This window comes from Microbacterium testaceum (assembly GCF_001476285.1).
Lineage (GTDB): Bacteria > Actinomycetota > Actinomycetes > Actinomycetales > Microbacteriaceae > Microbacterium > Microbacterium testaceum_B.
Window position 1 is genome coordinate 21236 of the sequence record NZ_LDRU01000069.1, and the last position, 11930, is coordinate 33165.

The 11930-nt window shown below is 69.8% G+C and carries 9 protein-coding genes; 5 read left to right on the forward strand and 4 right to left on the reverse strand.

Going from position 1 to position 11930, the window contains the following annotated elements; all coding sequences use genetic code 11:
• Nucleotides 1-184 precede the first annotated feature (184 nt).
• On the forward strand, nucleotides 185-1438 hold the full coding sequence (locus NS283_RS12340) for a lipopolysaccharide biosynthesis protein (protein WP_058597164.1): 1254 nt from the start codon (nucleotides 185-187) through the stop codon (nucleotides 1436-1438).
• Here the strand turns inward: NS283_RS12340 and NS283_RS12345 are convergent.
• From NS283_RS12345 to NS283_RS12355, 3 genes are all read right to left on the reverse strand, one after another.
• Nucleotides 1351-2679, reverse strand: coding sequence for an O-antigen ligase family protein (locus NS283_RS12345; RefSeq protein ID WP_058597165.1), 1329 nt, complete (start codon nucleotides 2677-2679; stop codon nucleotides 1351-1353). The two genes, NS283_RS12340 and NS283_RS12345, sit on opposite strands and share 88 nt — an antisense overlap.
• Before the next feature lie 57 nt (nucleotides 2680-2736).
• Nucleotides 2737-3915: a nucleotidyltransferase family protein gene (locus NS283_RS12350; RefSeq protein WP_193752678.1), complete on the reverse strand. Its 1179-nt coding sequence runs from the start codon at nucleotides 3913-3915 to the stop codon at nucleotides 2737-2739.
• A 226-nt stretch (nucleotides 3916-4141) separates the two neighbouring features.
• Nucleotides 4142-7225, reverse strand: a complete 3084-nt coding sequence (locus NS283_RS12355) for a chitobiase/beta-hexosaminidase C-terminal domain-containing protein (RefSeq protein ID WP_081317417.1) — start codon at nucleotides 7223-7225, stop codon at nucleotides 4142-4144.
• 422 nt (nucleotides 7226-7647) lie between these two features.
• Here NS283_RS12355 and NS283_RS19255 point away from each other — a divergent pair, with 422 nt between their 5' ends.
• From NS283_RS19255 to NS283_RS12375, 4 genes are read left to right on the forward strand one after another with little or no spacing between them, the layout of a single operon-like run.
• Nucleotides 7648-8235, forward strand: a complete 588-nt coding sequence (locus tag NS283_RS19255) for a helix-turn-helix domain-containing protein (RefSeq protein WP_241490441.1) — start codon at nucleotides 7648-7650, stop codon at nucleotides 8233-8235.
• Between the two features lie 22 nt (nucleotides 8236-8257).
• Entirely contained in the window at nucleotides 8258-8719 is a 462-nt protein-coding gene (locus NS283_RS12365; protein ID WP_058597169.1) for a hypothetical protein, read from the forward strand.
• Nucleotides 8713-9639, forward strand: coding sequence for a hypothetical protein (locus tag NS283_RS12370; RefSeq protein WP_058597170.1), 927 nt, complete (start codon nucleotides 8713-8715; stop codon nucleotides 9637-9639). Before NS283_RS12365 ends, NS283_RS12370 begins: the two co-directional genes overlap by 7 nt.
• The gene (locus tag NS283_RS12375; protein ID WP_058597171.1) at nucleotides 9636-10769 is read left to right on the forward strand and encodes an alpha/beta hydrolase; all 1134 of its coding nucleotides are present in this window, start codon (nucleotides 9636-9638) and stop codon (nucleotides 10767-10769) included. Before NS283_RS12370 ends, NS283_RS12375 begins: the two co-directional genes overlap by 4 nt.
• On the opposite strand, the gene NS283_RS12380 is transcribed toward NS283_RS12375, so the two are convergent.
• On the reverse strand, nucleotides 10766-11930 hold a 1165-nt coding region (locus NS283_RS12380), incomplete at its 5' end, for a D-arabinono-1,4-lactone oxidase (protein WP_058597172.1). The two genes, NS283_RS12375 and NS283_RS12380, sit on opposite strands and share 4 nt — an antisense overlap.

Genomic DNA, 11930 nt, shown 5'->3' on the forward strand with positions numbered 1-11930 from the left:
CGGTAGCGCATCCGCGAGCCGGTCAGCCCGCAGGCGGTGGACTCTCGGTCGCGATGACTCACCCGATTCGTCACCCGTCCGCCCCTCTGCCGTGACCCTCAGGAGCGGGCGACAGGGTGCCATACGGCTGTGGCATCGCCGAGGAGTATCGGTCGGTGGCATCCCTCGTCTCCGGTCTGATCGAATGAGAGCCCTTCTGGGGCGACTCGTAGGGTTCGGTTCGCTCCCGCTGCTCGCCTCCCTCGCTCCTCTACTGCTCCTGGGGATCGTGACGCGTTCGTGCACGGCGGACGAGTGGGCGGCCCTCAGCATCGGACAGGCGGTGGGTTCGTTCGCCACGGCGGCCACCATGTTCGGTTGGCAGGTGGTGGGCCCGCCGGCGGTGGCGCTCGCCGCAGGCGAAGAGGGGGCGCGGGAGATCTACGCGGCGAGTTGGTGGCTGCGAGCGGGCGTTTTCCTCACCGCCACTCCGAGTGCCGCGGTCGTGGCGGCGGGTCTCTCTCCGGCAGGGAACGCGGTGCTGGCGATCTCCATGTGCGCTTCTGCCGCCTTCGCGGGCATGTCGATGACGTGGTACGCCATCGGCCGCGGGCGCCCCGGGATGATCACCATCTTCGAGGTGATACCTCGTCTCGCCTTTCTGACGCTGGGAGCGATCGTCGTCGCCCTCACCGGTCATGCCGTCTGGTACCCGGTGTCCGCTTTGGTCGGGGCAGTGGGCACCCAAGCGGTCTTCCACCGGCGGACCTTCCGCTGGACCGTCCCGCGGTGGCCCGGCCGCGCTGCTCTCACGGGTGCCTTGCGTCTGAGCGCCCCCGGCGCGGCTGTCGTCGTCCTCGGGGGCGTCCGATCCGCCGCTCCGATCCCGGCGGCGACATTCGTAAGCGATCCCGGCACCGTCGCGAGGCTCTCGTCGGCCGATCGGCTGTATCGCTACTCTCTCTTCAGCGTGTCAGCGCTGGGCGATGCCCTGCAGAACTGGGTGCTCGAAGCCGGCGTGGGGGGACGTCGACATCACATCGCCCTTCTCCTCCACACGGTGCTCGGTGTGCTGGGCGCCGCGGGTCTCGGGCTCGTCGGACCGTGGGCGACGGCGGTCCTCTTCGGCGGCCACCTCGGAGCGACGAAAGAGCTCTTCGTCGGATACGCGGTCGCGTTCTTCTTCGTGTCGCTCGGCACGCCGCTCGTTCGAAACGTGCTGGTGCCGCTGGGCCGAACGCGTGCCGTCGTCGTCGCTGACGCGGCCGGGCTGGTGTGCGGTGCGGGGACCGCGTTCCTCCTTGTGCCCACGGTCGGGGTCGCGGGGATCCCCCTCGCGCTGGCCACCACCGAGGCCGCGGCGACGCTCGGCTACGCGCTCTCGGCGGTCATCGTGTCACGGGGTCTCAAGAACGGCGCGTCAGCCATGGGGGATCCCGGCGCGGCGAGGGCCGACTGACGACGCGAAAGCGAACCGAACGAGCGCGGCATCAACGCCGAGAAGGCGAGCAGGATCAAGGAGATCTGCCACTGCTGCTCATCGAACGAGAAACCCATGACGGCGAGGAAGGCCGTGGTGGACATCGCCAGCGCTCCGCCGCGCAGTGCCCACAGGAACACCCCGGCAAGGAGGACCAGAGCGGTCAGGCCGAACAGGGCGAACAGTGAGATGTACATGTTGTCGAAGTAGATGAGATTCCGCGCACCCCGCACCACCCCGGACCGGAAGAGCTCGGCAGTGCCGCCGGCGCCGGCGCCGATCCACAACCGCGCGTCCGGCTGCGACCACAGCGATGACCACGAGTCGGCCACCAGTGTCCGGTGGACGAAGGACACGGAGGATCCGAAGCTGTCATCGAGGGACAGCAGCTTGGGGAGGTCCGTCAGGAGAGCACCGATGCTCAGGACCCCTGTGAGTGCGGTGAGGGCGAGCAATCGACGCCACCGCACGTTCGCCACGAGATAGGTGAGCAGAGCGACGAGCAGAGCCACGACGGCACTGCGCGTTCCCGACAGCGAGAGTCCTGCGAGGCTGACAGCGGCACCGAGGGCGAATCGCCATCGCCGCGTCTCGATGGCGGCGTGCAGAAGCACCAGCGTCGCGACACTGAGGAAAACGGCGAAGGGGATCGGATGACCGAAGCTGGCTTGCGAGCGTCCCGTCAACCACGGTACGAGCACGTTCGCCCGCTCGTCGATGCTCTCCAGCGAGCTCTGGCGCAGGGGCCACGCGGTATCGACCACTCTCAGCTGCTCGCAGAAGGCATACACCGTCACGATCAGGCTCAGCACGAGGAAGACCGTGGCGAGCGGCCGCAGATCAGCGTGACGCAGGTGAGGGACGATCATCGCGACAGCGATCGCCGTGCTGACCATCGCGATGTTCAGGATCGTCGAATCGGCGGAGAACTGCCCCACGGTTCGGAGGATCAACCATCCGCCGAAGAGCGCGAAGATCCCCGCTCCCCAGAGCGTGCCGCTCGCCGGGCGGAAGCCCGAGCGCACCTGCGCGGTCGCGCACAGGAGCACGACGGTCAGCAGGGCGGTCGAGGAAGACACCTGGTCGGTGACCGACATCACGGGAACGAGCGCCGCGAGGACCACGCTCCCGCCGACCGCTCGGGCCGCAGCTGTCTCACGGGTCCCATGCAGCACGACGATCATGCAGCCGAGACAGACGGCGAGTGTGAGGAACGTCATGAGACTCCTGCTGTTGTGGACATGTGGGCTCGTCGCCCTGCGACGTCTCGTGACGAGTCACTCATCGCTCGGTCTCCGGCTGCCGTGGAATCGGCTTCGAACCCAGGCGCGGGCGGCGCGAGTCAGCCGTCTCCGTCGCGCTGACGAGGCCGAGGTGATCGCGACGCCGGCGCGACGTTCCGACGCGAGCGCGACGTCGTCGTCGGGCCACAGCAGGCGGCGGGCGACGCGGAGACGAGCGGACAGGGGCAGGGTCTGCAGGGCGGTCCAGTACGCGCGCAGACGGTCGGGTCGACCGCGCCATGCCCAGTCGCGGGGCACCGCGTCTTCGGGAACGTGCACCCGCCTGCCGGTGATGATCGAGAGCTCGTCCCGCAGCACCGCGATGGCGCCGAGATCCCTCGCATGTCGGAGAGGATCGTCAGCCGCCGCGAGCAGATTCTTCGCGGACGCGGACGTCGTCTCCGATCGTGGCCCCGCCCCGATCTCCGGTCGGACGACATGGACAGCGGCGAGGACGGCGTGCGCATCCCTCGTGGGGACGGCGACCGCGACGCCGGCGTAGCGAACGTGGGTCGTGGTCGCGAAGACCGCCTCGAAGGCCTCGGAGTCGTCGAGCGTCAGCCCGGGGAAGCGGCGGTGGATGTCGATCTCACACCCCCAGGACGTAGGCGTCATCGTGGCGGTGTGGTGGACGGAGGTGCCCCGCCACGGGTCGGGTTCACGCTCCCACCCCCAGGGGGCGAGAGCGGCGGCCAGCTCATCCCACCGGGCGGGATCGCACCAGACGTCGACATCGCCGGAATGCTCGCGCTCACGCAGACCCTGGTGATGCAGGGCGGGCCCTTTCACGAACACGCACCGGATGCCGAGGGAGGCCGCGACGCGTTGGACGAGGGCGTAGACGAGCTCGTGCAGGGGAGAGGAGAGCGCCGGAGGATCGAGGCGCGTCACCGCGGCGGGATGGGTTCGCCCCAGGACCACCAGACCCTTGTCTCGGAGATGTTCGAGAACGACGTTCTCTTCCGGCGTGAACTCGCGAGGTGTGCGAGGCGCGTGACCGACGAGCTCGCGCCACAGCGTTGCGCCGTCGCCGACGAGGCAGAGCGCCGGCCCGGGGACGATCGGAACAGCGAGAACGTCCGCCTCGGCGGCCAGGGTCGGGATGCCACGCGCGTCGAGCGCGCCGAACGCCACGGGAATCCACCGCTCGTCGGGTGGGGGAGTGAAAGACATGCGGCGGTCCTCGGGAAGGCGGGGTCGACCTCCCAGTGTGACCGCGACGAATCCGGGCGGTCTGGTCGCGACGCGTCTTCCCGCGGGTGACCGCGCTGCAGTTCGCCCGCGACCCGGTGGCGTCTCACCCGTTCCGCCAGTTCGAGGGGAAGGTATCCCCGCCGACCGACGCGAGGGGGCCCGGGCGCACCGCCCGAGCCCCCGCTCCTGAAGCCGTCGTCCGGACTCAGGGAATCGGCGACAGCACCACCTGATCGATGAACGCCGTCGCATCTCCCGAGGCTGCCGACCCGCGGAACATGATCTCGTGGTCGCCCGCCGAGACGGTGAACGTCGGCGAGGTGTGGGAGGTGAACGTCGCCGTCGGGGGAGCGAAGCTGTCGACGACCACCCCGTCGATGAGCACCTGCACCGTCTGCACCGCGCTGTACCCGGGGCGTCGCGACGCCTGATACGACAGCGTGTAGTCGCCGGCGGCCATGTCGAGCGTCTGCGAGAACGATCCGTGCTGCCCGTCACGCGACTGCAGGAGGGCGGTCTGCGTGCCCTCGGGCGCGGACGGCGCCCCGAAGGCACTCCCGTTGTGCTGGATGCCACTGCGGCCGACGAACGACCAGCCCTCGGTGAAGGGAGCCGACTTGACGCCCGTCGTGGACGGAGCCTCGAAGCCGGTGTTCTGCAGCTGCGCCGGCTCCGGCGGGACCGGGGCTTCGATCCGGACCGCGTCGAGGAACGCGGTGCGGTCGCCCGAGGGGGCGGTGGCGCGGAACGTGATCGTGTGGCGACCCCCGTCGGACGTGAAGGCGGGGGTCCGCTTGGTCTCGTACGAGCTCGTCGAACCGACCGCGAACGAGCCGATCACGGTGTCGTCGTACAGCACGTCGAAGCTCTGCGCGGGGTAGCCGGATCGTCCCGAGAGGGCGAAGACGACCTGATACTCCCCGGCGGGGAACGCCGCCTCCTGCGAGATGGTGCCCTGGACCCCGGCATCCGTCTTGAGGTATCCGACCTGCTGACCCTCCGACGGTGTCGGCGGCCCCAGGGGTCCCTGGCCGTTCTGGATGCCGGAGCGACTGTTGAAGGTCCAGCCGTTCGTGAAGGGGCCGGTCTTGGACTTCGTCCCACCGGGCTTCTCGAAGCCGGCGTTGGTCAGCGTCACCAGCGGGTACGACGACGGCAGCTCGGGGCTGACGTAACACTTCTGCGTCCCGTTCGGGTTCGGGTCGCCGAGTGTCGCCGCGTCGCAGGAGACGGGGCCCGTCTTCGCCTGGTAGGTGAACAGTCCGTCGCCGCCGAACGCCACGCTCTGCTGACCGGAGAAGAAGCACTCCCCGCCCTCGTTCGCGCACAGGGTGTAGCCGTCGGGGCCTTCGGAGACGCCGCCGACCTTGAAGAGGCGGCTCGTGATGCCCGAGGCCTGCTTTCCCGTTGCGAAGGCCGCGGCGCGGTAGAGCTTCGTGGAGGTCTCCGGGAGGATCAGGGGGCGCTCGTAGAGCGTCGAGCTCGCGGTCGGTTCCGAACCGTCGGTGGTGTATCGGATCTGCGCCCCCGCGGTGGGCGTCGACAGGGTCAGCACCTCCGCGCCGGCGTAGACGCCGCTGTCGAGATCGAACTGCACGGGGTCGACGCGGCTCGCGGTGAGCTGCGGCGTCACGGTCACGATCGCGACGGCCGACGACGTCGGGTCGGCGGTGCTGGTGGCGCGGACAGCGACCTCGCGCTCCGAGTCGACGCTCGGCGGAGTATAGACGCCGGCGCTCGACACGGAGCCGTTGCCCGTGCCGTCGACCGACCACGTCACGCCGGCAGCCCCGTCGATGACATCGGCGGTGAGCGCGAGGGTCGAACCCGACGCCACCGTGGGGTCGGCATCGCTCAAACGCACCTGGACGGCGGGGTCGGCCGTCGTGTAGATCGCGAACGAGTACCCCTCGTCGAGCTGGTCGGAGAAGCCCGTTCCCGCCGGCAGTGTGGCCGATACGGCGGGCAGGAGCGCGTTCTCATCGGGAACGAGATCGTTGTCGTAGACGACACGGTGGAAGTCCTTGCCGATCGCCGTGGAACCGAACGAGACGTCGAGGTCGGTCGGAGCGGTACCTTTCGACTCCACGAGCAGTGTGTATTCGCCCGCGGCGTCGCGGAACGCGGCGGTGCGCACGTCCGCCGTCGACGAGCTGGACTGCAGCACCTGGCTGTGCGCCGGAATGTAGCGGTTCAGCAGCCCTGCGGAGAGGAACGTCTTGCGCGGCTCGAGGCCGAGCGGGAGGGCGTCCCACATGTTGTAGGTGCCGTTCGTGTCGCCGTCCGGGTCGACGGTCCAGGTGCCGTTGAGCTGCCAGACCAGGAGAGAATGCAGCCCCAGGTTCGCGCCCGCGATCACGTAGTTGGCGTACCCCGAGTCCCAGCCGCTCGCGTTGTCGTCCGACCAGCCGAACTCGGACATGTTCACCGGCTTGCCCCCGGCGACGCTCTTGCGGGCGTTGATGCTCGTCGGGACGGAGCCGTACGAGTCGCCGTAGGTGTGGAAGCTGTACTGATCGAACGCGTCGCCGCCGTTCTGCGCCATGTAGGTGGTCCACGCCGGGGCGCCGGTCTCCTCCGGTCCCCAGATCTCGACCTCGTCGCGGAGCCCGTCGGCGACGAGCCGCTGGTGCACGGCCTGCGCCATCTGCACGTAGGCGGCCTGCTGGTCACCGGGGGCTTCGAAGTCCCAGCTGCCGTTGGGCTCGTTGTAATAGGTCAGGTACTTGACGTTGTCGTACCCGCGGACGTTCTTGAGCTGGTCGATCAGAGCGGAGGCGGATGCCGCGTACGCGGCGTTGTCGGCCGGGGCGCTGGTCCACGGGTCGACGCCGGGGATGCCGAACCAGTCGTGGACGGTCGAGCCGACCTTCCAGCCGAAGTTCAGCTCGATGTCGGTGCCGGCGGCCTTGAACGCGTCGAGGTAGGCGTAGAAAGCCTTCATCCGGTCGCTGTCCCAGGTGTAGACCCCCTTCTCGGGCTCCATCCAGTCGATCTGGAACCAGACGCGCGCGACCTTGGGGCGGATGGTGGCGATGCGCTCGGCATCCACCGCCCAGTCGGCATCCGAGTATCCGAATCCGCGTGAACGCTCCATGAGGGCGGACGGGATGACGTTGACGCCGATGCCGAGGAAATCGTTCTGCACCACCGTGGCGGTGTCGACCGAGATCGTGGCTGTCGTGTCGGCGGTGGCCGGCGACACGGTGCCCGCGACCGCGAGGGACGCGATCACCGCACCGGTGGTGGAGAGCGCCGTCCAACGGCGTAGGGGATGGGGGGATCGCATGAGACTCCGTCGTCTTCGAGGGCGAGTAGCGGGTAGTCAAACTACCTACTGTGGATGCCGTCGAGGGTAATCCGGTGCGATTCGTGCGCGCAAGAGCTGTAGAAAAGGTAGTGAGGGTAGTCCTGCTACCGATTTGAGGGAAGGTGCGCGCGCCGCAAGAGATACAGCGGGCGCGGCGTCCCCCAATGCCGCCGCGCCCGCTGATGAGAACAGGAGGGGCCCGGGGTCGTCCGATGCGCGTGAGCGAAGGAGGAGTCGGGGGCCTCGCACCATGTCTCTGTCTTCATCCAAGCACAGGGGGTCGTAAATAGCACTCTTCGATTCATGTAAATACGATCGAGAGACGGGTCGTCTACGATCGATGCGTGGGTCGCGGTGCTGTCGGACCACCCTCCCGGTACTCCCGGCGAGTGGTGGCGAACGTGGATCGCCTGCGGAGGGCGAAAGGGCTCACCGTCGGCGAGCTCATCAGTCGCGCCGGGATGACGAAGAGCTACTACCAGTCGCGCGCGGGCTTCTCGCTGCCGTACAACACCAACGACATCGAAGCGCTCGCCGCCGTCCTCGAGGTGACGCCCGAGCAGCTCGCGAGCCCCGATTCGGCCCCCCGCATCGAGATGCGCGTACCGGCGGGGCCGCTCGCTCAGCGTGTGCGTCGGTTGGTCGCGAGTCACGCGGCGACCGAGGCCGATCTGCTCGCTCATCTCGAAGACGTCGATCCCCGTGCCGCGCACGGTGCGCGCATCCTGCTCTCCGCCACCACGAACACGGTGGTTCTCGACGAAGAGGTGCTGCGGCTCATCACGCACTGGGCCGATGTGCCTGTGGAGTACCTCACCGACTACACCGACGAGGCCCTGACGGATCGGACGGAGGCCGAGCTCGAACTGCGCGAAGCGATGCGCGAGGCGGGTGCGGAGAGCATCCAGTTCCGTGCGCTCGGTCAGATGTCACCCGACGCGCTCCGCGCCATCGCCCGATCTCTCCGGGGCAGGCCGCCGGCGTCATGATCCACCGGACGGGGAGGCGGCGGTGACGGCGTCCGACGACATGCTCGCGCGCGTGCGGACGCGCGGCGATCGCGCGCTCGCCCGCACGAAGCTCGCTCCGGGCGCGACCTTCGACGAGGTCGTACGCGCCGTCGAGGACGCGGTCGGCATCCGGATCCGGGTCATCGCCGAGACCGACACCGCGACGTGGGGCACTCTCACCGGCTTCCTCGTCTCATTTCCCGATCGTCGAGAGGGCACCATCCACGTCCGCGCGGCCGACGCACGCGTCTATCGGGAGTTCGCGGCCTCGCACGAACTCGGCCACCTTCTCGACGACGCGCACTGCTGCGGCGCCGTGCACGAGCGCTCGTCGGTGTCGCCTCACACCAATCCCGATCTCGACACGGCGCAGGTCGAGGCAGAGCTCGTGGCCGAACACGTCGCGCACGCCATCGCCCGTCTGATGTATGCCAGCCCGAGAGTCGCGGAGCTGTCATGGTGACCACGCTGCTCATCGACGCAGCGCTCGTCGGACTCGCGCTCGTCGTGATCGCGCGAGCGCGCGTCGCCTGGCGGCAACCGCGGGCGCGGATCGCCTGGCTCGCGGCCCTCCTGGGCGTCATCGCTCTCCTCACCCAGGGCACCGTCATCCCTCTCGTGACGATGGACGCGCCGCTCGGTGGAACCAACGTGCTCAAACTCGTGCAGAACGTGCTGACGATGGTCGCGCTGTGGCTCGGCATCCAGGCCGGCACGGCGCCCGCGAGTGCGCGAATCAGGACTCTGCGGTGGGGCTTCCCGCTGGCGCTGGCCGCGCTGTTCGCCGTGGTCTTCTTCGTGGCGATGCCGCAGCGCGGTCCCTCATCGTTCCTGTTCCTCGAGACGGCGGCGCGCACGTCGACCGGTGCGTGGGCCTATGGCGTCGTGCACATGTCGGGAATCGCCCTGGTCGGGGTCCTGCTCTACCGATCGGCGCGCACTTCGCTCCCCGTCGCACGCCGGCTGTTCCGCGTGGGCGCTGCGGGCATCGTGCTCGGCTGTCTCAGCGAGGTCCTCGATCTGACCCTCACGCGGTTCTTCGTCCCGAACGCCGTCGTCAGCGCCCTGTTCGACCCGTTGTTCTATCTCGGCGTGGTGTCGTTCGTGATCGGGATCTTCATGGCATCCCGGACCGTCGCAGAGATCCGTCGTCGGGGGCAGAGCCTGCTCGCACGCGCCGAGCGGCTCGCTCGGGATCGCGCGGCGAGCGTGCCGGTCGGACCCGCGGCGTTCGGGGAACTCGACACCCGACTCCACGCCCTGCGCGTCGCCATCGAAGACGACGCGATCGCCACCTCGACCCCTCTGCGGGACGAGGAGCGCGCTCTGCTTGACGCCATCGACACCCACCTCACCCGCCCCACCTCAGGAGACCGCGCATGACTCGCCGCCTCATCGTCGGAACCGGCATCGCCGCGGCGGCCGTCGGCGCTGTGCATCTCGCGCTCGGCGGTTACGTCGCCCGGCGCCTGATCGCACCGCGCGCAGCCAAGCCCTACGTCCCCGTCGAGATCGACGGCGACACGGTCTCGGTGCCCGCGACCTCCGAGAGCCGGCAACCGGGCACGTACGGAGTCTGGCTCGACGACGGCACGCACCTCACGGTCGGCGAGATCGTGCGGGACGACGGAGCGCGCATCGTCCGATCCATCCTCGCGCGTCCGGACGGCCTGGTCGACGGCTCCGCGCGAGGGGCATGGACGTCGCAGAGCATCGGGGCCCCCGAGGAGGTGGGCCCGACCGAGCACGTCGCGATCCCCCTCCGGCGCGGCGGCGATGCCCGAGCATGGGTCATCGGGGATCCGGATGCCGCCCGCTGGGCGATCCACGTGCACGGCTTGCGGTCGAGCCGGTCCGGCGCGCTGCGCTCGGCACCCGCCGCCCACGACGCCGGATGGACCTCACTCGTCGTGTCGTACGCGGGTGACGAGGAAGCGGCTCCCGCCGAGGCGCTGCCCTCGTCGCTCGGGATGCGGGAATGGCGCGACGTCGACGACGCGATCACCTACGCCGTCGAGCACGGCGCGCGCGAGATCGTGCTCGTGGCGTGGTCGATGGGAGCCACGATCGCGATGCTCGCGCTCGAGGAATCGCGCCACCGCGGCGCGATCACCGGTCTCGTGCTCGTCGCCCCTGCCCTGGACTGGAACCGGATCGTCGCCCGCGCGGTGCGGGGTGTGCACCTGCCCGGCTCGGTCGGTGCCACCGCCCTGCGGGTGCTCGAGAGCCGGCTCGGATCGCGGGTGCTCGGGCTCATCGAGGCGGTCGACGCCCGCGCGCTGAACTGGGTCGACGGTTCGCGTCCCGCGCCCGCGGTGCCGACCCTCATCGTGCACAGTCTGCGCGACCCGGTGGTACCGGTGACCGGTTCGACGGCCTACGCGGCGCGGCATCCGCAGGTCTCACTCGTGGCGTTCGACGCGACGGGGCACTGCAACGAGGCCAACCAGGACCCCGGGCGGTTCCGAGAGGCGATCGCCGGGTTCTTGCGCGGGTTGCCGGTCGCCGGTTAGAGACCCAGCGTCCGCCGCAGGAAGTCGTTGCGGAAGACGCCGCGCGGGTCGGCCTCCCTCGCCGCGGCGAGGAAGTCGTCGGCGCGGGGGAGCGTGGCGCGGACGGTGTCTCCGGGCATGGTGAAGGCTTTGCCCCAGTGCGGCCGGACGTCGAACGGGGCGAGCGCCGCCTCGATGCGGGGCAGCACCCCGAGGACGCCGGCGGTGTCGTTGCGCCAGGTGAAGTGGATCGCGAGCACGTCGCGCTGGTACGCGGGGCTCAGCCACAGTTCGTCGGCGGCGACGGTGCGCAGCTCGGTGACGAGCAGGTGCGCGTCGAACGCGGGCGCGATCGCCCGCACCGCCGCGAGGGCCTCGCGCGCGGACGAGAACGGGACGAAGTACTCGGACTGGATCTCGTCGCCGTCGCTGGGCAGGGCGTCGGCGCGGAAGTGCGGGAGCCGCGTGTGCCACGGGCCGGCGGTCCCGCGCGGAGTGGTGTTGTCGACGGTCCGGATCCGTCCGAGGTGGATGTCGTCTCCGACGGGTCGACCGCCCAGCTCTCCGACCCAATCGGGTGAGCCGTCGTCGCTCTTCGCCCAGACGAGATCGTGGGCCGGGTCGCCCCACGTCGTGAAGACGCTGACACTGCGCGCGCCGCCGAAGACCCGCTCGGGGTCTGCCACGATGTCGTCCCACGCCACCCCGGTGTACGCCTGCTGCGTCACCCGGTAGGTCGGCTCGGTCTGCAGTTCGACCGCGGTGACGACGCCGAGGGCACCGATGCTGAGCGCGGCGGCGGGGAACCACGCGTGCGTCCGGTCGATGCGGTGCGTCCGGCCCTCGGCATCCATGATCTCGACAGCCCGCACGGCGCTCGACAGGTTGCCATTGTGGATACCGGAACCGTGCGTACCCGTGGCGGTGGCGCCGGCGACGGAGATGTGGGGGAGCGAACCGAGGTTGTGCAGGGCGCGGCCCTCGGCCTCGATCACGGGGGCGAGTTGCGCGAACGTCACGAGACCCTCGACGCGTACCCGGTCGCCGGTCATCTGGACGCGGGTGGGCATGCGCTCGAGCGACACCAGCGCCGCGTCGGAGTCGGCCACGTCGTTGAACGTGTGTCGCGTGGCCTGGACGCGGAGGGTGCGGGCGGATGCCACGACCTCGCCGAGCTCGTCG

What these genes read in the sequence shown, in the direction of transcription:
- NS283_RS12340 (WP_058597164.1), top strand. Translation starts at nt 185, where the DNA reads ATGAGAGCCCTTCTGGGGCGACTCGTAGGGTTCGGTTCGCTCCCGCTG.
- NS283_RS12370 (WP_058597170.1), top strand. Translation starts at nt 8,713, where the DNA reads ATGGTGACCACGCTGCTCATCGACGCAGCGCTCGTCGGACTCGCGCTC.
- NS283_RS12355 (WP_081317417.1), bottom strand. Translation starts at nt 7,225, where the DNA reads ATGCGATCCCCCCATCCCCTACGCCGTTGGACGGCGCTCTCCACCACC.
- NS283_RS12375 (WP_058597171.1), top strand. Translation starts at nt 9,636, where the DNA reads ATGACTCGCCGCCTCATCGTCGGAACCGGCATCGCCGCGGCGGCCGTC.
- NS283_RS12350 (WP_193752678.1), bottom strand. Translation starts at nt 3,915, where the DNA reads ATGTCTTTCACTCCCCCACCCGACGAGCGGTGGATTCCCGTGGCGTTC.
- NS283_RS12345 (WP_058597165.1), bottom strand. Translation starts at nt 2,679, where the DNA reads ATGACGTTCCTCACACTCGCCGTCTGTCTCGGCTGCATGATCGTCGTG.